The organism is Uliginosibacterium sp. 31-12, assembly GCF_030548425.1.
GTDB classification, from domain to species: domain Bacteria; phylum Pseudomonadota; class Gammaproteobacteria; order Burkholderiales; family Rhodocyclaceae; genus Uliginosibacterium; species Uliginosibacterium aquaticum.
This window is the reverse complement of sequence record NZ_JAUOOA010000004.1, coordinates 349,721-375,945: the sequence shown is the minus strand read 5'-3', so window position 1 is coordinate 375,945 and position 26,225 is coordinate 349,721. Positions and strand designations below refer to the sequence as shown.

Annotated in this window: 24 protein-coding genes; 12 read left to right on the top strand and 12 right to left on the bottom strand. The window is 64.3% G+C overall.

Features of this window, described 5'->3' with window-relative positions:
- Nucleotides 1-124: 124 nt before the first annotated feature.
- Complete coding sequence (locus Q3Y64_RS10765) at nucleotides 125-853, bottom strand: YebC/PmpR family DNA-binding transcriptional regulator (RefSeq protein WP_303561706.1); 729 nt, start codon at nucleotides 851-853, stop codon at nucleotides 125-127.
- Between the two features lie 122 nt (nucleotides 854-975).
- Here Q3Y64_RS10765 and Q3Y64_RS10760 point away from each other — a divergent pair, with 122 nt between their 5' ends.
- The 3 genes from Q3Y64_RS10760 (at nucleotide 976) to Q3Y64_RS10750 (ending at nucleotide 4,910) form a co-directional block, all read left to right on the top strand.
- Nucleotides 976-1,632: a hypothetical protein gene (locus Q3Y64_RS10760; protein WP_101940660.1), complete on the top strand. Its 657-nt coding sequence runs from the start codon at nucleotides 976-978 to the stop codon at nucleotides 1,630-1,632.
- Between the two features lie 128 nt (nucleotides 1,633-1,760).
- Nucleotides 1,761-3,290: a helicase HerA-like domain-containing protein gene (locus Q3Y64_RS10755; RefSeq protein ID WP_303561703.1), complete on the top strand. Its 1,530-nt coding sequence runs from the start codon at nucleotides 1,761-1,763 to the stop codon at nucleotides 3,288-3,290.
- 174 nt (nucleotides 3,291-3,464) lie between these two features.
- On the top strand, nucleotides 3,465-4,910 hold the full coding sequence (locus Q3Y64_RS10750) for a lipopolysaccharide assembly protein LapB (protein WP_303561701.1): 1,446 nt from the start codon (nucleotides 3,465-3,467) through the stop codon (nucleotides 4,908-4,910).
- Nucleotides 4,911-4,975: 65 nt separating this feature from the next.
- Here Q3Y64_RS10750 and Q3Y64_RS10745 read toward each other — a convergent pair whose 3' ends face one another.
- Entirely contained in the window at nucleotides 4,976-6,439 is a 1,464-nt protein-coding gene (locus Q3Y64_RS10745) for a rhomboid family intramembrane serine protease (protein WP_303561699.1), read from the bottom strand.
- Nucleotides 6,440-6,584: 145 nt separating this feature from the next.
- On the opposite strand from Q3Y64_RS10745, the gene Q3Y64_RS10740 reads away from it, so the two are divergent.
- Genes Q3Y64_RS10740 through Q3Y64_RS10725 form a run of 4 tightly spaced genes read left to right on the top strand, consistent with a single transcriptional unit; the run spans nucleotide 6,585 to nucleotide 9,951 of the window.
- Entirely contained in the window at nucleotides 6,585-7,664 is a 1,080-nt protein-coding gene (locus Q3Y64_RS10740; RefSeq protein WP_303561716.1) for a class I SAM-dependent methyltransferase, read from the top strand.
- Nucleotides 7,665-7,707: 43 nt separating this feature from the next.
- Nucleotides 7,708-8,163, top strand: coding sequence for a thioesterase family protein (locus Q3Y64_RS10735; protein WP_303561697.1), 456 nt, complete (start codon nucleotides 7,708-7,710; stop codon nucleotides 8,161-8,163).
- Nucleotides 8,164-8,165: 2 nt separating this feature from the next.
- A complete protein-coding gene (locus tag Q3Y64_RS10730) occupies nucleotides 8,166-9,053 on the top strand; it encodes a DMT family transporter (protein WP_254048173.1) in 888 nt (295 codons plus the stop codon).
- A gap of 1 nt (nucleotide 9,054) precedes the next feature.
- Nucleotides 9,055-9,951: a DMT family transporter gene (locus Q3Y64_RS10725; RefSeq protein WP_303561694.1), complete on the top strand. Its 897-nt coding sequence runs from the start codon at nucleotides 9,055-9,057 to the stop codon at nucleotides 9,949-9,951.
- Here the strand turns inward: Q3Y64_RS10725 and Q3Y64_RS10720 are convergent.
- The 4 genes from Q3Y64_RS10720 to Q3Y64_RS10705 all read right to left on the bottom strand — a co-directional run bounded on the left by Q3Y64_RS10720 (nucleotide 9,888) and on the right by Q3Y64_RS10705 (nucleotide 13,417).
- Entirely contained in the window at nucleotides 9,888-10,826 is a 939-nt protein-coding gene (locus Q3Y64_RS10720; protein ID WP_101940654.1) for a cation diffusion facilitator family transporter, read from the bottom strand. The genes Q3Y64_RS10725 and Q3Y64_RS10720 overlap by 64 nt on opposite strands.
- 170 nt (nucleotides 10,827-10,996) lie before the next feature.
- Complete coding sequence (locus tag Q3Y64_RS10715) at nucleotides 10,997-11,446, bottom strand: CBS domain-containing protein (protein WP_101940653.1); 450 nt, start codon at nucleotides 11,444-11,446, stop codon at nucleotides 10,997-10,999.
- A gap of 122 nt (nucleotides 11,447-11,568) precedes the next feature.
- Nucleotides 11,569-12,465 carry a DMT family transporter gene (locus Q3Y64_RS10710; protein ID WP_303561690.1) on the bottom strand — a complete coding sequence of 299 codons (897 nt, stop codon included), beginning with the start codon at nucleotides 12,463-12,465 and terminating at the stop codon, nucleotides 11,569-11,571.
- A gap of 52 nt (nucleotides 12,466-12,517) precedes the next feature.
- Nucleotides 12,518-13,417, bottom strand: a complete 900-nt coding sequence (locus tag Q3Y64_RS10705) for a LysR family transcriptional regulator (protein WP_303561688.1) — start codon at nucleotides 13,415-13,417, stop codon at nucleotides 12,518-12,520.
- A 96-nt stretch (nucleotides 13,418-13,513) separates the two neighbouring features.
- On the opposite strand from Q3Y64_RS10705, the gene Q3Y64_RS10700 reads away from it, so the two are divergent.
- Both Q3Y64_RS10700 and Q3Y64_RS10695 read left to right on the top strand, forming a co-directional pair.
- Nucleotides 13,514-14,719, top strand: coding sequence for an MFS transporter (locus Q3Y64_RS10700; RefSeq protein WP_303561686.1), 1,206 nt, complete (start codon nucleotides 13,514-13,516; stop codon nucleotides 14,717-14,719).
- A complete protein-coding gene (locus Q3Y64_RS10695) occupies nucleotides 14,719-14,934 on the top strand; it encodes a hypothetical protein (RefSeq protein ID WP_303561684.1) in 216 nt (71 codons plus the stop codon). The genes Q3Y64_RS10700 and Q3Y64_RS10695 overlap by 1 nt, the downstream gene beginning before the upstream one ends.
- A gap of 49 nt (nucleotides 14,935-14,983) precedes the next feature.
- On the opposite strand, the gene Q3Y64_RS10690 is transcribed toward Q3Y64_RS10695, so the two are convergent.
- Together Q3Y64_RS10690 and Q3Y64_RS10685 are read right to left on the bottom strand one after the other, a co-directional pair.
- Nucleotides 14,984-16,093, bottom strand: coding sequence for an EAL domain-containing protein (locus Q3Y64_RS10690; RefSeq protein WP_101940649.1), 1,110 nt, complete (start codon nucleotides 16,091-16,093; stop codon nucleotides 14,984-14,986).
- A 191-nt stretch (nucleotides 16,094-16,284) separates the two neighbouring features.
- Nucleotides 16,285-17,652 carry an MATE family efflux transporter gene (locus Q3Y64_RS10685; protein ID WP_303561681.1) on the bottom strand — a complete coding sequence of 456 codons (1,368 nt, stop codon included), beginning with the start codon at nucleotides 17,650-17,652 and terminating at the stop codon, nucleotides 16,285-16,287.
- Nucleotides 17,653-17,806: 154 nt separating this feature from the next.
- Between Q3Y64_RS10685 and Q3Y64_RS10680 the strand changes: the two genes are divergently transcribed.
- Both Q3Y64_RS10680 and Q3Y64_RS10675 read left to right on the top strand, forming a co-directional pair.
- Nucleotides 17,807-19,123, top strand: coding sequence for a pectate lyase (locus Q3Y64_RS10680; protein WP_101940647.1), 1,317 nt, complete (start codon nucleotides 17,807-17,809; stop codon nucleotides 19,121-19,123).
- A 73-nt stretch (nucleotides 19,124-19,196) separates the two neighbouring features.
- Nucleotides 19,197-20,063: a TIGR02285 family protein gene (locus Q3Y64_RS10675; RefSeq protein WP_303561677.1), complete on the top strand. Its 867-nt coding sequence runs from the start codon at nucleotides 19,197-19,199 to the stop codon at nucleotides 20,061-20,063.
- Nucleotides 20,064-20,089: 26 nt separating this feature from the next.
- Here Q3Y64_RS10675 and Q3Y64_RS10670 read toward each other — a convergent pair whose 3' ends face one another.
- From Q3Y64_RS10670 to Q3Y64_RS10655, 4 genes are all read right to left on the bottom strand, one after another.
- On the bottom strand, nucleotides 20,090-20,521 hold the full coding sequence (locus Q3Y64_RS10670) for a hypothetical protein (RefSeq protein ID WP_303561675.1): 432 nt from the start codon (nucleotides 20,519-20,521) through the stop codon (nucleotides 20,090-20,092).
- A 139-nt stretch (nucleotides 20,522-20,660) separates the two neighbouring features.
- A complete protein-coding gene (locus tag Q3Y64_RS10665) occupies nucleotides 20,661-22,124 on the bottom strand; it encodes a M12 family metallopeptidase (RefSeq protein WP_303561673.1) in 1,464 nt (487 codons plus the stop codon).
- Between the two features lie 325 nt (nucleotides 22,125-22,449).
- The gene (creD, locus tag Q3Y64_RS10660; protein ID WP_101940643.1) at nucleotides 22,450-23,796 is read right to left on the bottom strand and encodes a cell envelope integrity protein CreD; all 1,347 of its coding nucleotides are present in this window, start codon (nucleotides 23,794-23,796) and stop codon (nucleotides 22,450-22,452) included.
- Nucleotides 23,797-24,006: 210 nt separating this feature from the next.
- The gene (locus tag Q3Y64_RS10655; RefSeq protein WP_303561671.1) at nucleotides 24,007-25,467 is read right to left on the bottom strand and encodes an efflux transporter outer membrane subunit; all 1,461 of its coding nucleotides are present in this window, start codon (nucleotides 25,465-25,467) and stop codon (nucleotides 24,007-24,009) included.
- An 87-nt stretch (nucleotides 25,468-25,554) separates the two neighbouring features.
- Here Q3Y64_RS10655 and Q3Y64_RS10650 point away from each other — a divergent pair, with 87 nt between their 5' ends.
- Nucleotides 25,555-26,172: a TetR/AcrR family transcriptional regulator gene (locus tag Q3Y64_RS10650; protein WP_101940641.1), complete on the top strand. Its 618-nt coding sequence runs from the start codon at nucleotides 25,555-25,557 to the stop codon at nucleotides 26,170-26,172.
- Nucleotides 26,173-26,225: the final 53 nt, after the last annotated feature.

The following is a 26,225-nucleotide window of genomic DNA, read 5'->3' as shown; positions in this document are numbered from 1 at the left end:
GATTCCAGCTGGCATGAATCAGAGCGGCCAGCAGAACGAGCAGCAACGGGGTCAGGGGCATTCGGCTTCCAAACAAAAGGCGGCGCAGAATGCGCCGCCTTCCGGGCAAAGCATGAACGAGGGATCAGGCTTCGTCCATCACTGCGGACGTATACACATCCTGCACGTCGTCGAGGGATTCCAGCGCATCGAGCAGCTTCTGCATGCGCACGCTCTCCTCCGCCCCCAGTTCGGTTTCGTTCAGCGCCTTCATGGTGACTTCGCCGAATTCAGCCTTGAAGCCTGCAGCCTCAAGCGCCTCCTTCACCGCCGTGAATTCCCAGGGCCCGGTGATGACTTCGATCGAACCGTCGTCATTGGTCACCACATCTTCCGCCCCCGCTTCGAGGCCGGCCTCCATCAGTGCATCTTCATTCGTGCCCGGGGCAAACATCAAGGTGCCACAGTGCTTGAACTGGAAGGCCACGCAGCCATCGGTACCCATGTTGCCGCCGTACTTGGAAAAGGCGTGGCGCACATCGGCCACGGTGCGCACCTTGTTGTCGGTGAGGCAGTCCACGATCACTGCGGCGCCAGCAATGCCGTAACCTTCGTAGCGCGCTTCTTCATACACCACGCCTTCGAGCTGCCCAGTACCGCGCTTGATGGCGTTTTCGATGTTGTCCTTGGGCAAGGACTCGGCCTTACCCTTTTCCACGGCCAGGCGCAGGCGCGGATTGCTGCCCAGGTCGCCGCCGCCCAGTTTGGCGGCAACAGTGATTTCCTTGATCAGCTTGGTGAATACCTTACCCCGCTTGGCATCCTGACGCCCCTTGCGGTGCTGGATATTGGCCCATTTGGAATGACCGGCCATGGTGCTCCCCTGTTAAATTAGGCTGGATTTGCAAAGGTCCGGATTATACAGCCGCCTATCAGTCAGCCAGCCGAAGGAGCAGGGGTTCCCTGCTAGATTCAGTTCATCCGCCGGAGAAAGTCATGAAAACCCTGTTCCACCTGTTCGCCAGCCTGCTGCTGTGTCTGGGCAGCGCCCAAGCGCTGGCCGCCCCCACCGTTAACTTCAGCTTCGCCGGCTGCACCGACGGCATGAATCGCCCGGTCGCCAGCAAAGCAGATCCGGCCCTGCCCCAACTGGTCGACGTCCTGCTGCTGGAAGGCAACCGGGTGATCGCCTACAACCCGAGCCTGATGCCGCAATTACTGCCCGAAACCCGCGCCTTCTTTTATGCCCACGCCTGCGCGATCACCCGCCTGGGCCAGCCGATTGATCGCGAGCGCAGTACTGAGCAGGTCAAGCGCGCCGACTGCTGGGCCTTCGACACCCTGCAACGCTCCGGCCTGCTCAAAGGCAACGCCGGTGTCGAAGCCATCCAGAGCGATCTGGAGCTCTCGCCGGAAGTCTGGCCGCTGGTGCCGGGCCCGGCACGCAGCCTGGAACTCGCCGGCTGCTCCGGCGCCCAGCCCGCCAAGGCCAAGGCAAAAACAAGCGGTAACGCACTCAAGCTCGATGCGCCGAATGCCACGCCACAGTGGAACAACTGCACCCTGGCGTGCGGCAACAAGCTCTACAGCTGTGGCCGCGCCGCAAACTGCCAGAGCGCCTTCGAACAATGCACGGCGAGCTGCAAGGAATAGCCGCTCGTATCCTCCCGGTTTCCCCCCTTCTGGGCGCGTTCATCGCGCCCGTTTTTTTTGCAGTCTGCAACAGCGGGGATTACATTCCGCAGGTATCAGTACGCTCACTCTTTCCGAGGCCAGAATCCATGTCCAAGCCCCTCGTCATTGCCCGCAGCGGAGAACTTGATCTTGCCCTGCTGCCCCAGTTTGCCAACCGCCACGGCCTGATCACCGGCGCCACCGGCACCGGCAAGACAGTCACCCTGCAGAAGCTGGCCGAGTCCTTCGCTGGCATCGGTGTGCCAGTCTTTTTAGCCGACGTGAAGGGCGATCTTTCCGGCATCGGCGCAGCGGGCGAACTCAAACCCAAGCTCAAGGAGCGCCTGGATGCGCTGGGCGTGACGGACTGGGAGCCCGCAAAATTCACCACCACACTGTGGGACGTGTTCGGTGAGCAAGGCCACCCGGTGCGCGCCACCATTTCGGACATGGGTCCGCTGCTGCTGGCCCGCCTGCTGTCACTGAACGAGACCCAGGCCGGTGTGCTCCAGATCGTGTTCAAGGTCGCCGATGACAACGGCCTGCTCCTGCTGGATCTCAAGGATCTGCGCGCCATGGTGCAGTGGGTCGGCGAGCACGGTCGCGAGTTGACCACCGACTACGGCAACGTCTCCGCCGCTAGCGTCGGCGCGATCCAGCGCGGCCTGCTCACGCTGGAAGAGCAAGGTGGCGACAAGTTCTTCGGCGAGCCAATGCTCAACATCGCGGACCTAATGCAGACCGACCAGCAGGGCCGCGGCGTGATCAACATCCTCGCCGCCGACAAGCTCTACAACTCGCCCAAGCTATACGGCAGCTTCCTGCTGTGGCTGCTCGCCGAGCTGTTTGAAAACCTGCCCGAGGCGGGGGATCTGGAAAAACCAAAGCTGGTGTTCTTCTTCGACGAGGCCCATCTGCTGTTCTCGGATGCGCCGGAGGCCTTGGTCGACAAGATCGAGCAGGTCGTGCGCCTGATCCGCTCCAAGGGCGTGGGCGTGTACTTCGTGACCCAGAACCCGCTCGATGTGCCCGAGAAAGTCCTCGGCCAGCTTGGCAACCGAGTGCAGCACGCGCTGCGCGCCTTCACCCCGCGCGACCAGAAAGCCGTCAAAGTCGCCGCCGAGACCATGCGCGCGAATGCGAAGTTCAGCACCGAAACCGCGATCATGGAGCTTGGCGTGGGCGAAGCGCTGATCTCATTCCTCGACACCAAGGGCACGCCCAGTATCGTCGAACGCGCCTTCGTGCTGCCGCCTGCCTCGCGCATCGGCCCGATGACACCGGACGAACGCAACGCCGCGATCAACGGATCGTTGGTGTATGGCGCCTATGAAGAAGCACTGGATCGCGAATCGGCTTACGAAAAGCTGCGCGCCGGTGCCGGCGCAGCCCCTGCGACAGGCGCTGCGCCCGCCGGCAGCCCGGCGCCCGGTACCCCAGCCGGGCAAGCGGGCGGAGGTCTGCTTGATGGCGCGCTCGGCGAGATCCTCTTTGGCAAGACCGGCCCACGCGGCGGTCAGCACGACGGCCTCGTGCAGACCGCCGCCAAGACCCTGACCCGCACCATAAGCAGCTCCATCGGCCGCGAGATCGTACGCGGCGTGCTGGGCTCCATTCTGGGCGGCAAGCGTCGCTGAGCCGAGTCCGGGGTACAAGAGCTTCTGGGCAAAGCATCGCAAGCCCCTGCCGAAATCACGGCTGGGGCGTGAAATTTTCAGCACCCCGCTCCGGAATACCCCTAAGCCAAGTGGGCAGGGTGGCATCTGCTAGGCATAATCCGGGGTTTCCCGGGTTCGCGCGGAGCGCACAGCATGGTTAGCAGCACCTCTTCCCTGATTGCGCCGTTCTGGACCCGCGTGCCGCGCTTTTTCCTGTTCCCGCTGCAACCCTCCGCCCTGTGGCGTGTGCTGGTGTTCGCGGCCATTCCAGCACTGGGTGCCTTCGGCACCAGCCCCGGCGCACTGGTCGTGCTGATCGGCGGCCTGTCCCTGCTGGCCTGGGTCTTCCTGCTGCGCTTCGGCAGCCGCGTGCTGCACGAAACCTCGGTCGGGCGCCTGTCGGTGTCGGATTACTCGCCCCTGCCGGACGATTCGCTGGCCCACATGCCCTACAAGATCATGGCCCTGTTCGTGATCCCGGCCTTCTTCGTCGGCCTGATCGCGGCGCTGCTGGGCGAAACCATGGGCATGCTCGCCAACTTCGCAGTCACCGTGGTGACCCCGGCCGCGCTGATGGCCATGGTGGTCAGCCGCAGTCTCGGCACCGGTCTGAATCCGGCCGCCAGCTGGGATGTCATGAGCGGCGTCGGCAAGCCCTATGCGCTGCTATGCGTGTTCCTGTTCTTCCTGTCAGCCGGACAGATGTTCCTCGTCATGCAGATGGGCGAAGCCAAGCTGCTGCCGCTGTTCATGAAATGGCAGGCTCTCCAGGCGGCTGCCCAGCAGGCCTTCCAGGCGCAGGATGAAGTGGCTTTCGAGGCTGCCATGGAAGGCATCCGCAACTTCTTCCCGGCCATCAAGCCAACCCTGGCGGGCGTGATCTGGCTGATCACGGCAGTCGCCATGCACTTCACCCTGATCGCCTTCAACATGCTGGGCTATGTGCTCTACCAGTATCACGAGGCGCTGGGGCTGGAAGTGGAAGTACTGCCGGGCCGGCGTGGCAAGGCCCCGGTGAAGTCGCAAAGCGATGAGGAATCCGAGCGCATCGCGGCCTTCATTGCCGAGGGACAGATCGATCAGGCGCTCGAAGTCGCATACGAGGCGCAGCGCCTTGATCCGCAGAATATCGCCGCGCAGGAGCGCTACAACAAATTACTGCACCTGGCCGGCAAGGATGATCGCCTGATCAACCACTCACTGCGCCTGATCCCGCTGATGTTGCGCAACGCCCAGGGCAAGGGCGCACTGGAGGCCTGGCAGCGCTGCCGCGAGCGCCAGCCCGAGTTCCGGCTGGAAGAGGCCAGCCACGTGCTGCAGCTGGCCGAAGCCGCCCGTACCAATCGTGAGCCGAAGCGTGCGATGGACATCCTCAACGGCTTCGACAAGCAGTTCCGCAACCATCCGCTGCTACCCGAAGTGTATTTCCTCGGGGGCAGCATCCTCTGCGACGATCTGCACAAGGACGAGCTGGCCGACAAGTTCCTGCTGACCCTGTGCAACCGCTATCCGCAACACCCACGCGTGGAAGAGGCGCTGCGCCTGCGCGACATCATTCGCCGCATGCGCAAGAACGCGGCTTCAGCCCCCGCAGCTTGAGAAGTAGGGCCGGCTTCGGCCGGCGTAGCCCGGCGAGGTAACAGGGGCTGCGGCTGCAGCCGCACCTACATGGGCTTTGCGCTGCGTAGCTGAGCAATCTCCATCGCGGGCTGCAAGGCCCCACCTGCACGCAAGACCTGCACGCAGCGAGCCAGGATCACATCCAGCCCCGGATGCGCCGGTGCACTCGCCTGCAGCAGGCGGGCGCAACGTTCCAGCTCCGGCAGGCTGCGACTTTCAGCAAAGCGCTCGATCAGCACGGCGATCAGCTCGGGCGCCAGTTGCGGCCGCGGCTTGGCCTGCTTGAGGTATTCCGTGAAGCATTCGCGCACCAGGGTCTGGCTGGCTGCATCCTGACCCTTGCTGGCCAGGGCGCTGGCTACGATGGCGTGGTACTCGGCACTGGCCGGCGCCAGCCGTGCCACATTGAGGCTCTCGCGCAACAAGTCGACGCGACTGCCAGCTTCCCGCGCCACCCGCGCGTAGGCGCGCCGGGCATCGTCGAAGCGCTGCGCAGCCATCAGGCGGCGCGCTTCGAGCACGGCCAGTTCGGCCGCCGGGCGTGGCGCCGGCTTGCCGTCCGCCGTTTCCTCATCGCTCCCCTCCTCGTCTACCGCCTGCAGCCGGGCCAGGGCGGCGCGGCGTAGCGGCAGCACCAGCAAAGCCCCCGCCAGCAGGCCACCGAAGTGCGCGCCATAGGCCACGTTGGAGCTGCCGGAGAACCACACGAACTGGATCGCCTCGTTGGCCAACCACAGCGGCAGCGCCAGCAGGGCCGGCGCCTTGACGACATCGAAGTAGAAGAACACGAAATAGAAGAAGGGGATCCGGCGCATCCCGAGCAATACCGCAAAAGCGCCCATCACGGCCGATATCGCGCCCGAAGCGCCAACCAGCGAACCGGCCGCGCCAGACATCAGCAGCCAGTGCATGCCCACCGCGCCGAGCCCGCCAAGCAGGTAGACGACGAGGAAGGGCACGGTACCAAGCAGTGCTTCCACCGCCGGTGCGATCAGGATCAGCACCACCAGATTGCCGGTAATGTGGCCCAGATCGCCGTGCAGGAACTGGTGGGTAATGGCGGTGTACCACTTCGGATGCTCACCGTCGAAAGAGAAACGTTCGGTGAACAAGCGCGCCTGCATGGCCTCGAACTGGTGACGGGCACGCAGCCAGTCCTCGTACTGCAGATGGGCATCGGTGACCACCTCCCCGGCATGCAACGCACGCATGAACTTGTCGTCGGCTTCCATCATGCGCAGGGCGGGGAACAAGGCCTTGGCCTGCTTCATGGCCTCGAGGCGCTTGAGCTTCTTGCTCTCGCCCTCCTTGCGCAGATGGGCTTCAAAGGCCGGCAACTCGATGTTCGGCAGTACGCTGCCGGCGTAGTAGTCGACCATCAGCTCGTAGCGCTTCTCGTCCCGCGATTGCAGGGCGAAGAACACGAAGAGATTGATCAGCACCAGCAGGATCACCCCCAGCGGCAGGCGCGAGCGGGTGAGGCGGGCTATCCAGGGCATCATGAACATGGTGACGGCATTCTACCGGCTGGCGCGCCGGGGGGCTCGCCCACGCGAGTAGAATGCGCGTTTTGCTTCGCGCACCACCGCCGTGCCCTTCCACCCCGTCGAACATTTTGGTCAAGTCTTCACGCCACCCGCCGTGGTGACGCAGATGCTGGCCTTGCGGCGCAATCGCGGTCGGGTGCTGGAGCCTTCCTGTGGCGACGGCGCCTTTGCAAACGCATTGCCGGGCTGCGTAGCGATCGAGCTGGATGGCCGGGTGGCCCCAGCCGGCGCCCTGCAGATGGATTTCTTCGCCTACCCGCCAAGCGAGAAGTTCGACACCATCATCGGCAACCCGCCCTATGTGCGCTATCAGGACATCCTGCCGCAGACCCGCAAGCGGCTGGACATGGCGCTGTTTGATTCGCGCAGCAACCTCTACCTGTTCTTCATCGAGAAGTGCATCCGCCATCTGGCACCCGGCGGCGAGCTGATCTTCATCGTGCCGCGCGACTTCATCAAGCTCACCGCGGCGCGCAAGCTCAACGCCTGGATTTTCGAACAGGGCACGATCACCGATTTCATCGAGACTGGCGACAGCGGCATCTTCGGTGCCTACGTGCCGAACTGCGCGATCTTCCGTTTCGAGAAGGATCGCTTCGACCGCCGCCTGCACGACGGCCGCCGTTTCGCGCTGGTCGACGGCCAGCTGATGTTCCTGCGCGGCGAATATGCCCTGCCACTGGCCAGCCTGTTTGACGTGAAGGTGGGTGCGGTCTCCGGCGCGGATGCGATCTTCACGCACCCGGAAGGCAATCTCGATTTCGTCTGCTCGCGCAGCATCGAAACCGGCGAAACCCGGCGCATGTTCTACGAGATCCAGCACCCCCACCTCGAGGCTCACAAAGCGGCGCTGCTAGCCCGCCGCATCAAGCCCTTCGACGAAAGCAACTGGTGGCGCTGGGGCCGGCGTCATCCGGTAAGCGATGCACCACGCATCTATGTGAACGGCAAGACGCGCCGCGCCCAACCCTTCTTCACGCATCCCTGCCGGAATTTCGATGGCTCCATCCTGGCCCTGTTCCCGCGCCATGCCGGGCTGGACCTCGACCGCGCCATCGCGCTGCTCAATACCGCCGTCGACTGGCAAGAGCTGGGCTTCGTCTGCGACGGGCGTTTCCTGTTCACCCAGCGTAGCCTGCAGACCTGCCTGCTGCCGGAGGCCTTCAGCGAACTGCTGCCGGCTTGATGCATGGCACAATACGTGCCGGTATGTCTTTCCCCCGCCGGCCATGACCCGCATCTACCGCCATCGCTTCACGGTTCCGCCCGAATCCATCGACATGCTCAAGCATGTCAATAACATCGAATACCTGCGCTGGATGCAGGATGTGGCGATTGCTCACTCCACCGATCTGGGCTGGCCGATGGAGCGCTACTTCAAGGAGCGCTGCAGCTGGGTGATCCGCTCGCACTTCATCGAATACCTGCGCTCTGCCGTGCTGCATGACCCGATCACGCTGCTGACCTGGGTGGCTGGCGTAGGCGAGCGCAGCAGCACGCGCAAATACCTGTTCTGGCGTGAGAGTGACCGGCAGGTGCTGGCCCGCGCCGAAACCGCCTGGGTCTTCATCGACCTCAAGAGCGGTCTGCCGATGCCCATCCTCGACTCGGTACGCGCCAGCTTCCCGGTGGTCGAGGAAGACGACGAGGCCGCAGAGCTCGACGCCTTGCTGGGCAGCAGCTGAGGATGTTCACGCGACGCCTGAATCGCCCAGCCGCGATCGCGGTGATGCTGCTATGCACCCTGCTGTGGAGCATTGCCGGCGTGCTCACGCGCCATCTGGATGCGGCCCGCAGCTTCGAGGTGACCTTCTGGCGCAGCGCCTTCTGCGCGCCCTTCGTGATCGCCGCGCTGGCCGCCACCAACGGCCATGCCGCCCTGGCCAGCCTGCGCCGGCCGAGCCGCTCGCTGCTCGCCTCGGGGCTGATGTGGGGCATCACCTTTTCCTGCTTCATGCTCGCCCTGACCCTCACCAGCACCAGCAACACCCTGGTAGTGAGCAGCGCCACCCCGCTAGTGACCGCCCTGCTGGCCTGGCTGGTGCTACGCGAGCGAGTGGCGCTGGCGACCTGGCTGGCCATTGCTTTGGCCGTTGGTGGAATGGCCTGGATTTTCGCCGGCGGGGTCGCCGCCGGTAGTGCACGCGATCTGCTCGGCATGGGCGTGGCTTTCGTGGTGCCGCTGGCGGCCTCGACCAACGTGATCCTCTTCAAACGTTCCGGGCATGCCGTGGATCTGGTACCGGCGGTATGCCTCGGCGCCTGTTTCTCGGCGCTGGCCATGCTCCCGTTTGCCTGGCCGCTAGAGGCTACGGCGCACGATCTGCTGATCCTCGCCAGCCTCGGCTTCTTCCAGTTGGGTCTGCCCTGCATGCTGATGGTGGTCGCCGCGCGCAGCCTCGCGGCACCACAGATTGCCTTGCTGGGGCTGCTCGAAGCCCTGTTCGGACCGCTATGGGCCTGGCTCGGTGCCGGCGAAGTGCCCTCGATGGCGACCCTGCAGGGCGGCAGCGTGGTCATCGGCGCACTGCTGCTCAACGAGCTGCAGGCCTGGCTGCGTACGAAAAACCGCTGACATGCTGCGTCTGACCCAGGCTTCCGGTTTCGCCTTCGCCGTACTCGGTGCGGTGTGCTTTTCCTTCAAGGCGATCTTCGTCAAGCTGGCCTACCGCTACGGCGTGGATGCCGAAACCCTGCTGGCGCTGCGCATGGGTTATGCCCTGCCCTTCTTCATTGCGATGGGCATCTCGGTATCACGGCGCGAACCACGCCCGCTCTCGCGTCGTGATCTGGGCATGCTGGGGGTGCTGGGCCTCACCGGCTACTACCTCGCCAGCTATCTGGATTTCCTCGGCCTGCACTACATCACGGCTGCGCTGGAACGCCTGATCCTGTTCATCTACCCGACCCTGGTGGTGATCCTCTCGGCCGTGTTCCTCAAAAAACCGCTGGCCCGTGCGCTGTATCTGCCAATGGGCCTGTGTTATCTGGGCATCGCGCTGGCCGTGGGCCATGATCTGGATCCGGCCCACGCTGGCAGCAATGTGCTGCTTGGCTGCGTGCTGGTCTTCGGCAGCACACTTTCGTATGCGCTGTACCTGATGCTCAGCGGCGAGGAGGTGAAGACCCTCGGAGCAACGCGTGTCGCGGCCTTCGCCTCGACCATCGCTTGCCTCCTGAGCCTCGCCCAGTTCGCCGTGATGCGGCCCTTGGCGAATCTCATCCAGCCCTGGCAGGTACATGCGCTGGGGCTCGCCATGGCACTGGTGTCAACGGTGCTGCCGATCTGGCTGATCGCGGTGGCCATGCGCCGCATTGGCGCCGGCCCCACCTCGATGATCGGCACCCTCGGCCCGGTGCTGACCATCCTGTTCGGCTGGATCTTCCTTGGTGAGTCGCTGGGTACGATTCAGCTCGTCGGCGCAACGCTGGTCATTGCCGGCGTGCTGCTGATCGGGCGCAAGAAGGCCTGATCGCTACAGGCACAACCGGGCTTGCAGGGATCGGCATGGATCAGCACCTTGGCGTGCTCGACGCTACGCACGATCTCTGACTCCAGGCGGTCGCACAGGACATGCACATTCTCCAGCGTGGTGTGGCGGTGCAGGCGCACATGCAGGTCAACATGGCGGATCTTGCCGGACTGGCGCGTACGCAGCTCGTGGTAATCGATGAAATCCTGCGCATGGCGAGACAGTGCCGCGTGGATCGCCTCGATCTCTTCTTTCGGCAGGCTGGCATCGATCAGCGGCGCGAAGGCCTTGGCGATCAGCTCGACCGCTTCTTTCAGGATGAACAGCGCCACGGCGATCGCCACCAGCGGATCAAGCTGATGCCAGCCGGTCGCCCAGATCGCGGCCAGGCCGAACCCCACGCCGAGTGAGGTGTACACGTCGGCCTTGAGGTGCAGGGCGTCCGCTTCCAGCGCCATCGACTGCTCTTCACGCGCCACCTTGTAGAGCTGGTGCGCCACCAGGGTGTTGACCAGGGCCGACACGAACATCACTGCCACGCCCCAGCCCACCGCCTGCATCGGCTCGGGGCTGCCCAGCTTGTGCACCGCTTCAATGATGATCCACAGCGCGGCCACCACGATCAGCACGCCTTCAATCACGCCCGACACGTTTTCGAACTTCTCGTGACCGTAAGGATGATCCTCATCAGGCGGTACATCGGCCAAGCGCACGGCGAAGAAGGCAATCACCGCCGCAACCAGATCCATCATCGAATGGATGGCTTCGGAAATAATCGACACCGAGCCGGACAACACCCCTGCCGCCAGCTTGAGAACGATCAGCAGGGTATTGGAAGCAACGGAAAGGAGGGCGACGTTCTTCTTGCGACTCATGGGGCACACGCTTGAATTTGAGCGGCGGCGATTATCCCACCGCTTGACTCAAAAAACCCGGCCACCATCAAAATTAATCAATAAAATCAACGCTGTATTGAGAATCAGACTCATCTTCAGGGCAAAACAAAGGCCGCCCGCGGGCGGCCCTGAGTGGCGGATGACGAAACTCACATGCCAGGCGCGATATCCCCCGAGATGTAGCCGGCCAACTGCTTGATGGTTTGCTGCTGCTGATCGATCACGGCCTTCACCGCATCGCCGATGGTGACGATGCCGATCAACTGGCCACGCTCCACGACCGGCAAGTGGCGGAAGCGGTTCTCGGTCATGATTGCCATCACGTCATCCACTGTCTGCGAGGGCGAGATGGTCAGCAGGTTCTGGGTCATCAGGTCGCCAATCCGCGTGTCCTTGGAGCTGCGGCCCTGCAGGATCAGTTTGCGAGCGTAGTCGCGCTCGGTGAAGATCCCCACCAGGCGCTCGTTCTCGAGCACCAGCACGGCACTGACATCCTTGCTGGACATCAGCGTCAGGGCATCAAAAACCGTAGAGGCCGGGCTCACGGAAATGATCTGGGCGGACTTCTTGCTGTCGAGAATCTGGCGGACTGTGGTCATGGTCGGGCTCTCTGGACGGTTTTTTGGGGCCGCACACTGCGGTGCGTATGGCTACTTTAGCGCGGAACGCCGCACATTGCTCAACCTGCCCGAATCGTCCGCGCTGACTGGCGCTGGCGACTTCAGGCGCGCCGCGTAGAGATGAAAATCCCGCCGATGATCAGGCTCATACCCGCCAGATGGTAGAGCCGGGGCGCCTCGCCGAGGAACAGCGCTGACAGCAGTGGCGTAGCCACCGGCATCAGGTGGATGAAGAGGCCGGCCGTAGCCGCGCCCACCTGGGCCACGGCACGATTCCAGAAGACATAGCCGAGAAAGGCCGGAAAGATGCCGGTATAGGCCATGCCAGCCAGCGCTCCGGCCGAAAAATGAATGCTGCGCCCCTGCGCCAGCTCCCACAGGTAGAAGGGCGCCAGCCCCAGCACGCCGATGGCGGTGAGCAAGGCCAGCAGCAGCATCGGCTCCAGCCCGGCCGGGCGGCGCGTCAGCAGCAGAGTGTAAGCCGCCCACACGAAGACCGAGACCATGATCCACAGGTCGCCCGGATTGAAGCTCAGGCCCAGCAGGCGGGCGAACTCGCCATGCGCCACGATCACCAGCACACCTAGCAGCGAGGCGCCAAGGCCTAGCAGCGCACGCCCATGCACCGGTTTGCCGAGAAAACCCCAGCCGAGCACCAGGATCACCACCGGGATGAAGGAGTTAAGCAGCACGCCATTGGTGGCCGTGGTGTATTGCAGGCCCAGATAGGCCAGGGTGTTGTAAGCGGTAATGCCCAGCAGGGCCAGGATCAGAAGGATCGGCCAGTGCTCACGCAGCGCGGGCCAGGCCTGGGCGCGACAGGGCCAGGCAAATGGCAGGGTGCAGGCAAAAGCGATCACCCAGCGCCAGAAGGCCAGTGCCACCGGCGGCACATCGGCCCGCAAGCCACGCCCGACCACCCAGTTGCCGGACCAGAACAGAACCGTCAGGACCAGCAGGAGCAGCGGTTGATCGAGGCGACGCAGCAGCGCAGGCATGATGGCGGACGGACAGTCAGGGGCCGTGATTGTTGCACAGCCGCGCGCCGCCTCAACCGAGCAGACGCACCGTGTCGCGCATAGCCTCGACGAAAGCGCGCAGCTTGGCGGGATAAAACGCGGCATAGGGATAGGTGACATATACCGGCAGCGGTGCGCCATGCCACTCCGGCAACAGCTGGATCAGCTCGCCACTGGCGAAGGAGTCGCGCAACAGCCATTCCGAGGCCAGCACCACGCCGACCCCCAGCAGCGCGGCATTGCGCATGGCGTAGAGGCTGTCGGTGGTGACGCGGGGCTCAATCGCCAGCAGATGAGTCTCACTGCCACGCTGCAGGCGCACCTCCTTGCGGTAGAAGGGCAGCAATGCGAGCCAGGGCATTTCGGCCAGGGCTTCCGGCGTTTGCGGCAGGGCACGTCCGGCCAGCAGGGCCGGCGCGGCGGCCAGCACCCGCGGCACTTCGCCGATGCGGATAGCCACCGCAGCAGGATCGCTGACTTCGCCAACGCGGACCGCGCAATCGATCCCTTCGGCAACAAAGTCCGGCGGCGTGTCATGCAGCAGCCATTCAACCGACACGCGCGGATGGCGCGCCAGGAAAGCGGCCATTGGCCCGATCAGGTGATTCTGGCCGAAGGCATGCGGCACCACTACGCGGAGCAGGCCTTGCGGCTCATCCACCGCGCCACGCAGATCGGATTCGAATTCGCTCCAGGCCAGGGCCAGTTCCCTGGCTCGGGTGTAATAGCGCGCGCCGGCCTCAGTCAGGCGCAAAGCATGGGTCGAACGCAGGATCAGGCTCAGGCCCAGCGAGCGCTCGAGCGCCTGTAGCCGACGGCTGATGGTCGGTTGGCTGGTATTCATCTGCGCAGCCGCCGCGGACAGGCTGCCGGCTTCAACAATGCGGATGAAGGTCTGGGTCAGCAGCAAGCGATCGGGCGAAGTGCTCATGCACAAAATGTATAACAGTTCTGCACAACATACGTCTTCCGTGCTTTACGGCTACACGACACACTCTGCCCACCCCTTCCCCACCCCAAACGCATCATGACCCCCCCTGCTTCCTCCACCACCGCCGATGGCCTGGTTCTCCCGCGCGGACTCGACAACATGCTGGTCGTGCTGCTCGCCTGTGCGGCGGGCCTGACCTGCGCCGCCCTGTATTACAACCAGCCCATCCTTGGCCTGCTGGCCAGCGAGCTGGGCGCCTCGCCCGCCGCTATCGGCCGCATCCCGACCCTGACCCAGATCGGCTACACGATCGGCATCCTGCTGCTGGCACCACTGGGTGACCGTTATGACCGCCGCCGGGTGATCTTGGTGAAACTGGTGGTCCTGGCCGCCGGCCTGTTCGCCATGGCCATGACCCAGTCCCTGCTCCAGCTCTGCGCCGCCAGTCTGGCCATCGGGATCGCGGCTTCGGTGGCACAGGACTGCGTACCCGCCGCGGCCACGCTGGCCCCCGAAGCGAAGCGCGGCAAGATCGTCGGCCATGTGATGATGGGCTTGCTGCTGGGCATCCTGCTCTCGCGCGTGGTCTCCGGCACGGTCGCTGCGGCCTTTGGCTGGCGCAGCATGTTCATTGCCGCGGCCCTCACGGTGCTGGGCCTTGCCGTAATCATGCAGCGCCGCCTGCCGGCCTTCGCGCCCACCACCCGCGAACCCTATCTGCGCCTGCTCGGTTCGCTGGTGACGCTGTGGCAGCGCCATCCCGCGCTGCGCCGCGCGGCACTGGCCCAGCTGTGCCTGTCCGCCGCCTTCAGCGCCTTCTGGTCAACGCTGGCCGTGATGCTGTTACAGCCACCCTTCGGATTCGGCAGCGCCATCGCCGGCGCCTTCGGCCTGGCGGGTGCCGTGGGTGCCCTGGCGGCCCCCCTGGCCGGGCATTTTGCCGACCGCCGCGGACCCGAGCCGGTCACCCGCGCGGGCGCCGTGCTGGTCATCGCAAGCTTTGCCGCCTTTGCCGCCGCCCCGCATAACCTTGGACTGCTGATCGCCGGCACCCTGCTCTTCGATCTGGGCGTCCAGGCCGCGCTGATCGCGCACCAGAGCATCATCTACGGGCTGGAGCCGGCAGCCCGCAGCCGCCTCAACGCGGTGCTGATCGGCGGCATGTTCGTGGGCATGTCAGCCGGTTCGGCCATCGGCAGCCTGGCACTGGCACACGCCGGCTGGCGCGGGGTTGCGCTCGTCGGCCTGATCTGTGGCGTCGCTGCGCTGATCACCCGACTGTGGCCGGCACGCCACGCCTGATGGGCGACTTGTCCGGCAAGAAGATGACAAATGGCTATTCAAGCGTGCTCGACGCGGGCAACTCGCGCTGGGTCGGCCCCGGCGGTCAGGATATCTACCGCGAGAATGGCTACAGCATCATCGCCCGGCACGCCTACGATGCCACGACGGCCAATGACGCGCCGAAGCTGCTGATCAGCGATCTGAAATTCTCGGGTGGCTGGCCCAGCTACTGAGGCCACAGGCCTGGAGACACGCCGTGCCGGCCGCGCGGCGTTTTCACACTCAGAACTGTTCGGCCGGAATCGGCTTGCCGGTGAGAAAGCCCTGGATCAGCTGGAAGCCCATTTCGCGGCAGATCTCGGCCTCGGCCTGCATTTCGATGCCTTCAGCCAGCGGCACCGAACCCAGATCCAGCACCAGCTTGACGAGATCACTCACCACGCGGCGCTTGCGCGGGCTGGCGAGATGGATGTCGTGTACCAGGCCCATGTCGAACTTCACGAAGTGCGCCGGCGCATCACCCAATTCGTTGAGGCGGGCCTGACCGGCCCCGAAATCGTCATACGCAAAACGCACGCCGATATCCTTGAACTGAGCCGTCAGCTCGCGCAGGCGATTGAGATCCGTCACCGCGGTTTCATGGATCTCCACCACCAGATCCAGCTCGGGCATGCTCTGGCGCAACTCGATCAGCGAGGCGAAAAACTCCGCGCTGAAGGTTTCCTTGGGATGGGTGTTGGCAAACAGGGGAAAACCCAGCAGGCGCGGTGCGATGCTGGCAATGCCGAAGCGGCGGAAAGCCCGCGACAGCTCCACTTCACGATCAAGCGAACTGGCCAGTTCGAACAGGCGGATCGGCGAGGGCGGCAGCAGGGGATGATTGGCACGCCCGAGTAGTTCGTAGGCGAAGATCGAGTTGTCGATCGCACTGACGATGGGCTGGGCGGCGCCGGAGAGACCGTGACCATCGAGCAGCTCCATGAACTCGGCCTCGTTCGGCACGAAGTACTCGGACAGCAGCATGCCATTGGGCACCAGCATGGTCCGCATGTCATTGGCGGTGATGACCTGAGCCTGCTCCGATTCGAGCTCGCGCTGACGCAGGCGGAATTCGGCCGTGCCGAAGTGGATGATGTCATGCTCCTTGAGCAGGCGAGAGCCTTCCACCCGTTCACGGTTCACGAAGCTGCCATTGGTGCTGTTCAGATCCGTGAGGCGCAACAGACCGCTGATATCGCGGGTCAGCATGGCGTGATGGCGCGACAGGCCCAGGGTGGTCACCACCAGCTCGTTCTCGGAGTCGCGGCCAACACGGAAGGGAAGCGCATTCACGGTGTACGTGATGTGCGAGCCATCCGCGGCGATCGACTCCAGAAACCACTGCTTTTCCACGCATCTCTCCATTCGGGGCGGGCAGGCTTAGGTCCGCCTCATTCAGTGTGTGCAGCAGCCTTCAGGCAACCGCAGCTTTCACCCGTAAGGGTAGCGCCATCAGGCCTTCCGGCAACGACCGTTCAGCCTGTTGACACAGATGCAGGTAAGCAAGCTTGAAGCCCGGCTGATCTCCCTTCGTCGCCCCGCACTCAGGCCGCCAGACGCCGCCCGCGCCAGCGCCCGCTACCAAGACGCCATAGATATAGCGCGCTGCGCAGCAACCAGTCGGTGAACATGCCCAGCCACACCCCGACGATGCCCCACCCCAGCAGCAGGCCGAACACATAGCCCAGCAGGATGCGGAACAGCAGCATGCCGATGATGGTGGTGATCATCGCGAAGCGCGCGTCACCCGCACCGCGCAGGCCGTTGGGCAGGATGAAGGTGGTCGGAAAGGCGATCAGGAAGGCGCAGTTGAGCCACACCAGCACACTGGTCTGGTGCTGCACGGCCGCTTCGGTGGCGTAGAGACTGACCACCGTCGGCACCAGCGGGCTGAAAACCAGCGCGATGGCGGCCGTCACGCACCAACCCAGGCGCAGCATGTAGCGCATGCTGGCGGCAGCCGCATCCTCGTCGCCGCGGCCAACAGCCTGCCCAACCAGGGTGGTGCTGGCCACCGACAGGGAATTGCCGGGGATATTCATGATCCCGGCGATCGAGAACGCGATGTAGTTGGCCGCCACGGCCACCGGCCCAAAGCTCATCACCACCACCTGCACCAGCAGCTTGCCGCCGTTGAAGGCCAGCGACTCGACGCTCGCCGGAATCCCGATGGAATACAGCGAGCGGAGCAGACGCGTATCGAAGCGGAAGCTGAGCCAGCCCTGCTGCGGAAACAGCGGCCCGCTACGACGCCAGGCCCAGATCAGGAAGATCACTCCGCCCAGGCGCGCCAACCACTGGGCAAGCCCCGCCCCGAGCACTTCGAGGCGTGGCACACCAAGCGTGAACCAGCCGGTGTGCAGCTCGAAACCATAGATCAGCGCATAACCGAGCAACACATTGAGCAGGGTGACCAGCGAATTGACCTGCATCACCAGACGCGTATCGCCCGCGCCGCGCAGCACGCCACAGGCCAGCAGGGTCAGTGCAGTCAGCGGATAGGTAGCCGCGGCGCACAGCAGGTATTGGTGCATGTGCTCCACCATCACGCTGCTCGCCCCCGGATACAGCAAGGCCAGCAGCTCGCGCGCCCACAGCCCGGCCGCCGCTGCGACCAGCAGTGCCATCAGCAGGCCCGAGGCCAGCGCCTGCTGGGCAGCGCCCGCAGCCCGCTCGCGCTGCCCACCACCGATGCACTGCGCCACAACCACCGTCGCCCCGATGGCCAGCGCCGAGAACAAGGAGCTGACCACCAGCGTGAAGGCTTCAACGTTACCGATCGACGACACCGGCTCACTGCCCAGGCGCGCCGCCATGATTGCGCCGAGGCTGCCCAGCAGATTCACGAACAGCTGCTCGACCAGCACCGGGGCGGCGAGCTTCCAGACTTCAGGACGAATCAGCCGCGACATGCCCGCGCCACCCAAAAAAACGAAAGTCCAGACCTTAGCGCAAAGCAGCCTGACGGGTGCTGCCTGATGTCAGACAAATTCGCGGGAAAACGCCCTCGCCTCGCCCTGTCATTCCTGTTCCAATGGCGCTTTCCATCCTGTTCCCGGTTACATCATGTTGCTCAAGCCGATTGTTACCGTACTTCTTGCCGCCATCCTGATCCCTGCCGCCCAGGCCCTGCCGGCCTTTCCCGGCGCCGAAGGCTTTGGCGCCAACGCCTCGGGCGGGCGCGGCGGCAAGGTGATCTACGTCACCAACCTCAAGGATTCGGGCAGTGGCAGCCTGCGCTGGGCACTGCTCGGCTGGGGCGCGCGCACCATCGTGTTCAAGGTGGGAGGCGAGATCCAGCTGGAGTCGCCGCTCAAGATTGATGGCAGCAACGTCACCATTGCCGGCCAGACAGCCCCGGGCGACGGCATCACCCTGCGCGGCGCACCGCTGATCATCAGCGGCAGCAACATCATCGTGCGCTACCTGCGGGTGCGCATGGGCTCCACCGCGCGCGGTGAACATGACGCGGTATCGATCACTGACGGCCACGACATCATCCTCGATCACCTGTCGGCAAGCTGGTCGATCGACGAAACCCTCTCGCCCTCCGGCCCGATCCGCGACATCACGATCCAGTGGAGCATCATCAGCGAGAGCCTCAATTACAGTCACCACAAGAAAGGCGCCCACGGCTACGGCAGCCTGCTGCGCGCTACTGGCGGAGTGAGCCTGCACCACAATCTGTGGGCCCATCACCGTGGCCGCAACCCGCGCTTCGGCGACAACTACGGCGGAATGTTCAATCCCACCCCGACCTTCGACTTCCGCAACAACGTGATCTACGACTGGGGTGACTACGCCAGCGGGATGGTCGATGGCGACATCCGCGTCAACTACGTGGCCAACTACCTCAAGCCGGGGCCGGACACCAAGCTGCTGCAGGCCGTGACCTTTACCGACGGCGTCGGCCCGAAGACCCGTTTCCACGTCACCGACAACCTCTTCGAAGGCCACCCCGAACTCTCCGACCCCGAAGGCGGGCGCTTCTTCGGCTTGTCCACCGGCGAAGCCGTCAACCGCCACACCCTCAGCAAGGACGCCTTCGCCGCGCCGCCGCTCACCACCCAGAGCGCCTCCGAGGCCTATGCCCTGGTCCTTTCCAAGGCCGGCGCCAGCCTCGCCCGCGATGGTGTGGACCAGCGTGTCATACAACAGGTACGCAGCGGCACCGGACGCCTCATCAATGATCAGGAAGATGTCGGTGGCTGGCCGGCCTTGGCGGGTGGCCCGGCCCCGCTGGACAGTGACGAAGACGGCCTGCCGGATGAATGGGAAAACGCTCATGGCCTTGACCCACAGAACCCGAAGGACAGTGCCGCCCCGCACGCCAGCGGCTACACCTGGCTGGAGGTCTACCTGAGCGAGCTGGCAGCACGCTGATGCCGACCCGCTGAAGCGACCGCGGCGGCGGGGCGACGGCTCAAGAAAGCGGCCGTCCTGCCGGTAAGTTCTGATGCGCCGGATTTCCTACGCCCTCTTTCTCAGCCTTGTAAGCCTGCGCCTTGCTGCGGCCGAAAGCGTGAGCTGGTGCCAGTTCGATCTGCCGCCGATGTATATCGCCAGCGGCCCGGAAGCCGGCAGCGGCATCGTGGACGGGCATGCCGCTTTCCTGATGAGCAAGATGCCGGAGTTCGAGCATAAGTGGCAATACTCCAACATTGCCCGCGCCCAGGCCGACATCAAGGCCGGCCACCCACTCATCTGCGGCGGTTTGCAGCGCAACGCCGAGCGCGAAAGCTACATGCTCTTCGCCGAACCCTTCTACGCCAGCACCCCGCCGCAGCTGATCCTGCCGAGCAGCCGGCGCGCCAGCCTCAAGCCCTGGCTCAACGCCGCAGGTGAGGTGAAACTGAGTCAGGCCGTGAGCGCCAGTGGCCTGACCCTCGGCATCAGCAGCGGTCGCTCCTACGGCCAGGCCATTGACGAGCAACTCGGCACCCTGCGCAATCACCCCGCCATCATCAGCCGCCCCGCAGCTGACGACGTGGGCGAAGGCCTGATCCGCATGATGCAACTGGGCCGGCTCGACATGGCCATCGCCTTTGGCAGCGAACTGCGCATCTACCGCCAGCATTACCCCAACCCGGCCGACCCGCTGGTCACGCTGCCTATCGCCGGCATGCCGCGCCTGATCCCGGCCTACTTTGTCGCTCCGCAAACCGACTGGGGCCGCCGGATGATCGCCCGTATCAACGCCCTGCAACGCCAGTACTGGAACGATCCGGATTTCCGCCGCAGCGCCTTCCTGCGCCAGGATGCCGAAGGCCGCAAACGCACCGAGGCCTATCTGCGCGAGCTCGATCCCAGGCGCAAACGCTGAACCCGGTGTCTTGGCGGTCGAGCCGCTCAGCGCCAGCGTGAAGGCTGGGGCGCGGCTTCGTAACGGGTAGCAGGCAAGGCGTCGAACTCGATCTGCAGCGCCTGCATCGTGGCCGGCTCACCAACCGGGCAGGTTGATGCGGCCTCTGCACCACAACGGCCGGCATGGCTGCGCTGACCCTGACGAAGAATGTAGGCCGTGAAGTAGTAGCGCTCGCCGGCCTGGTACTGGCGAGCCTGGCCAAGACTGAAAGGCAGACGGGCTTCCGCACCCCGGACATGGGCCGGGAGCGGCAAGCTGCGGCGCTCGATGAGCTCAGCCGCCCGATCCGGCGGGCCGATGCGGTAAAGACTCAGCTCCAGCTCGCTGACCGGGAAATCTTCCAGCGCCGTCGCGATGCGAGCCTCGCCCTGCAGCCAGGGCAAAGCATCCGGCGCGGCATTGAGACAGGCCGACATGCTCAGGCACACCGCCGGGAGAAGGATTCTGCGCAGAAAGCTGACCATGGGTGCATTCAATCCATTCTTCATTCAAGAGCCGGAACTGCAGTGTTGCCGTAATCGCGGCCAGGCTCAAGCGCCCGGCCGCATACGGCGTTCAGCGCACCGTGAGCGTCACGGCAAAACTACTCATCCGTCCACTGGCAGCTGTCGCGTAGAGGCGGATGGTCGAAGTGCCGCGGCGCACTGGCGTCACCGTCAACCACTTGTTGCTGGCGCTGCTGCCGTTGGCGAGACGCAGGCCACTGATGCCCACCACCGTCGTATTGCTGATGCTGGCCGCATAGCGGATGCTGCCGCTGAGCTCAGCCGGCGTGCCTGCCAGGGTAAAGGCAAAGGCACCGGTCTCGCCCAGATTCACGGTCAGCGCAGAATTGGCCGGGGTAATCACGAAGGCCTGGCTGGCAGTGCTCGACGCGCTGGAAGTACTACGCGACGAACTGCTGGCACGGCTGGAAGACACGCTCGAAGCGCTGCTCGCACTCGACGCACGGCTGCTCGCTGCCGAGGATGCCGCAGCAGCAGATGAAGCGCGTGACGAAGAGGACGCAGCGCGGGACGAAGCGGCGCTCGACGAGACACTGCTTGAAGAGCTGCTGGAAGAACTGCTGCCCGGATAGTAGTGGTTCAGCGCAGCGATGTCGCCCGTACTCAGGTTGGTCGAATTGCCAAAGGAATTCAGGCCAACGCTGCTGGAGACCGGCACCATGGTGGGTTGGCCGTTGCTGGAGAAGGCATAGGCGTCGTAATGCATGATCGAGGCGAAATCATAGGCCCCGAAGGCATCGGCGCTGGTGGCGGGCAACTTGTCGAAGTTGTACTCCATGCCACTGCTGATGTTGGCGACGTTGATGGTGAGGTGCTGATCCCGGTCCGAACGCTGATGCTCATGTTGCCAACCCAAAGCGTGCATGACTTCGTGGGCAACAACGAATGAATACTCGCAGCCCGAACCCAGCGAAATATCCTGCTTTCCGCCAATCATGCCCACATAAGACCAGCAGCCACTGCCGGCGGTGAAGTTCACATAGTTGCTCTCCGCCGTCCGGGGCACGAAACGGATTGCGCTGCGCCCGCTGATCATGGCCAGACCATCCGTGATGGCCTGACGGCCCTTGGCATTCATCGAAGCATCGATGACGTAGTAAAGAACATTGTTCGGCCAGCGGCTGACTGCACGGGTCACGCCATTCGAAGCCGAGCCGGTGGGCGCGGCAAGCGAAACATTGCTGGCGGCAATCTGGGCTTCACGCGCCTTGAGCGCCTCGCGCGAGCGGTGATTGAGCAGATGGCGGAAATCCGGCATGCCGTGCTGGCGAACGAATTCCGCATCGCCCAGCATCATGTCCCCACCCAGCATGGCCGCGCCATCGATCACCTGATACCGGAGCTTCTCGCTGCGCCCCTGGATGCGCGCCTCCCTGATCTGGCCATGGCGTGCTTCCGCCTGCCTGGCGGCAAACAGCTCCTTGCGCGCCTCCACCATCGGATGCTGTGCGGCCGCCGTGCCACACAACATGAGTAGCCCCAGCAGCACACTGAGTCTGGATGAAATATGCATGTTCAATCTCCCTGAATGAATTGTTTTGTTGTGTGCGACGCGCAGCTCACCTTGCGCGTGCCGCAAAGCTTGAAAATTCAGGCACAAGCGCCGGCGAAAGCTCCCCGCGCTTGAGCAGTTATTGAATTGATTTGCATGGATTTTCATTGATCCGAGTGCGATTGATGCGGCATTTGCCGCTAGTCGCCGCTGAAAGTCATCCTCCTGGAATGAATGGCCGTTTCTGCCGACTGAGCGGCGCTCAGACAGATCAGATGGTGCAAGTTGCACAATGCAAAAACCCGGTGCCGCGTAAGCGGACACCGGGTTTTCAACGCGCCGAAATTCAATCCATCAGCTCAGGCGCCGGGCTGGGCGCCAGCAGCGCGTTCCAGTCCACCTTGCGGGTGCCCACCATCACGCAAGCCAGCAAGGCGAAGAGCAGCAGGCTACCCATCAGGAGCGCGTTCTGCTCGGAGAGCAGGATCATGTACAGCGCCCCGTACAAAGCGCCCAAGCCCAGCGTAAAGCCGCTCGCCAGCCACAGGCTGCGCAGCAGATGCGCGCTGTAGAAACCAATCAGCAGCACGCAGGCACTTGCCGCCGAAAGATAGGCCAGCCCGAAACCCAGACGCTCGGAGAGCGAGAGCAGCATCAGGAAGAAGATCAGCAGCGCGGCCGCAATCAGCAGGTAGTTCATCGGATGCAGGCTCAGGCGGCGCAGCAACTCGAAGAGCAGGAAGGCACCCAGGGTGATCGCGATGAAAAGCTCAGCATACTTGCTGGCGCGGTCGGACATCGAATAGACATCCACCGGATCGATCATGCTCACCACCAGCGTATCCACCGGGCGAGCGGCCCCCTCCGGCCCCATCGGCCAGCTCTGGCGGGCATTCGAAGCCAACGCGCTGACATGCCATTGCGCTTCGAAACCCTTTTCCGTCACAGTACGCCGCTCCGGCAGGAAGCGCCCGCCAAACGAAGGATGCGGCCAGCGCGAATCGAGACTCACGTTCGTATCCCGCGCCAGCGGCACCATGCTGAATGAATCCGTGCCGGCCAGATCCAGGGCCATCTCGAAAGGCAGCAACTTACCGGCCAGCGTCGGCGCATCCGGCAGCCGCGCGCGCGCGCCACTGCCGGCCCGCTCCATGCCGGTACCAGGCTCCAACGCCAGCGGCCGGCCATCCACCTTCAGCTCCAGCTTGCGCAGGCCACGCGGATCCGTCACCGAGAGCAGCAGCTCCACCGAATCGATCACCACGCTCGAATCCGGCTCCTGCCGTGAAAGCCCAGCGAGTGCCGGCATCTTCAGCGTGCCGGCCAGCTTCCCGCTCAAGACATAGGCATTGATGTGGAAGATGCCGCGCTGGCGCGGGTCACTGATCAGCCCCCCGCTCAGTTGCACCGTCTCCGGCAACACCAGCAGCTCATGCCGTGCGGTGCAGGCCTCCTGCCGCAGCACGCGGCCCTCCTTGTCCGTCACCGGACGTTGCCAGTACTCGGTGTAGCTCACGCGAAGCAAGGGCCCGGCGAGCGTCTGCCGCTCCGCCAGCCCCTCGCTGATCGACTGGCGCGCCACCTCGCGGTTCATCATCCGGTCCGCCACCACGCCGCGCACCATCGTGCCCGCCACAAACAACACCACCGCCAGCACGCTGATCATCAGCATCTTGAAAAAGAAACTGCGCATGAAAATCTCCCACAAGGTTAAACACCGCTGCAGGATGCAATTTCACTTTGAGGCGCGAATGAGGGCTGTGTGAAGTGGGGGTGAAGTAGAGGTAGAAGGGTGCGCATTGCGCACCTACAAGACTGCTTCCGACCATAGCTGCCGGTCACCTCACTTAACCCAAACGATGGCTGCTACATCGTAACCAGACAGCGCTCTCCCTCCGATCTGCTACTTGCTTGCCACCGCGTCTAACCCGCTTGGCTGCCAACCGCCGCCCAGCGCCCTGAAAGCTGCAACTGCGGCGCGGGCCGATTCGGTTTGCGCCTGCACCCGCGCATCGGAGACGCGCAACAGGTTTTCGTCAGCCAGCAACACTTCGATCAGGCTGACGACGCCCTTCTGATACGCGGCAAACGAGGCGCCGCGCGCGCGGCCGAGCGAATCCACGCCCTGAGTCAGTTCGGCCGTCTGCGCTTCGCGCTTGACCAGGGTCAACAAGGCGTTTTCCACATCCTCCGCCGCCCGCAGCACGGCCAGCCGATAAGCCGCCAGCATCTCGGCCTCCTGCCCCTTGGCCTGCTCGATCTGCGCGTTGATGCGGCCGAAGTCGAACAGGCGCCAGCGCAGACCCAACATGCCGGAAGCCTGGTTGGCGCCAGTGGTGAACAGATTGCCGCTCGATACCGTTGTCGCGCTGCCGACCAGCCCGCTCAGCGAGAGCTTGGGGTAGTACTCGGCGATGGCGACGCCGATGCGCGCGTTCGAGGCGGCCAGGCGGCGCTCGGCCACGATCAGGTCGGGCCGGCGGCGCAGCAGATCGCCCGGCGAGCCGGTGGCGGCGATCTGCGGGGCGACAGGAATGTCGGCGCTGTCGTTCAGCTCGGCGCGATGCGTGCCGGGCGCCGTGCCCAGCATCACATCCAGCGCGTTCATGGCCACCTCCAGACCGGCTTCCAGCGCCGGGATCGACGCCCGCACCTGGGCCAGCGCGCCTTCGGCCTGGCGTACCTGAAGCTCGGGCGCCAGGCCCTTGCCGTAGAGCAGCTTGATGGTAGCGAGCAGTTCTTGCTGCGTGCGTTCCTGTCGGCGCGCGACGTCCAGACGGGCTTGCAGGCCACGGATGCTGATGTAGATGTCGGCGGTCTGGGCTGCTACGGCCAATCGTGTAGCGACTGCGCCGGCTTCCGAGGCCCGGTACTCGGCCAACGCGGCTTCGCGCCCCCGGCGCAGACCGCCGAAGGCGTCCAGCTCCCAGCTCGCGCCCAGATTCGCTTCATAGGCATTGCCGTAACGGTCGAAGCCGGGCGTCGAGTTCAGCACCTGCCCCAGCGGCGTTTCTACTGATTGATAAGCGCGGGCCGCCTGGCCGCTCACCGTGCCGGAGGGCAACAGGGCGGCATTGGCCGCGCCCAGCCCGGCGCGCGCTCGCGTGACGCGCGCCGAGGCCTGGGCGAGATCGAGGTTCTGCGCCAGCGCGAGCGTCACGAAGTGCGTCAGTTGCGGGTCACCGAACCCCGCCCACCAGGTGGCGAGCTCGGCGCTGGCTTTCGCCGGCCGCTGGTCCACCGCCGCCTGCCCCTGGAAGCGGCCGGGCAAGGGCGTGTCGGGGCGGACATAGTCGGGACCGACGGCGCAGCCGGCCGACAGGCCGGCGACCAGCAAGGCGATGAGTGTGAGTTTGGGCGACATGGGTTTCTTTCTAACGTCAGACGAGTGACCATAATACCAATTGGTCACTAGTTGTCTAGTCTTTCCTGCTGGCGTAAGCTGGCGCCCATGAAAAAAACCAGTACCTATGCCGCCTCGGCGCGGGGCCCGGCCGACCACGAGGTGCGCGACCAGATCGTGCTCGCGGCCACCGAACACTTCAGCCGCTACGGCTACGAGAAGACGACCGTTTCCGATCTCGCCAAGGCCATCGGTTTCTCGAAGGCCTACATCTACAAGTTCTTCGAGTCCAAGCAGGCGATTGGCGAAATGATCTGCGCCAACTGCCTGGGCCAGATCGGCACCGACATCAAGGCTGCCATCGACCAGGCCGACCGACCGCCCGAGAAGCTGCGGCGCATGTTCAAGGCCATCGTCGAATTGAGCCTGCAGCTGTTCTCCCAGGACCGCAAGCTGTACGAGATCGCGACCTCCGCCGCCACCGAGCGCTGGCAGTCCACGCTGGCCTACGAAGAGCAGATCCGGACCTTGCTGAGAGGCATCCTGGAAGAGGGGCGGCAGAGCGGGGATTTCGAGCGCAAGACGCCGCTGGACGAAACCGTGATGGCGATCTATCTGGTGATGCGTCCCTTCCTGAACCCGCTGATCCTGCAGCACAGCCTGGACTACACCGAGGACGCGCCGGGCCAACTTTCCAGCTTGGTGCTGCGCAGCCTGTCTCCGTGAAATAATGCAAAATCAGCAGTGACTATTGACTAATTTGGTCACAAGAATGATGA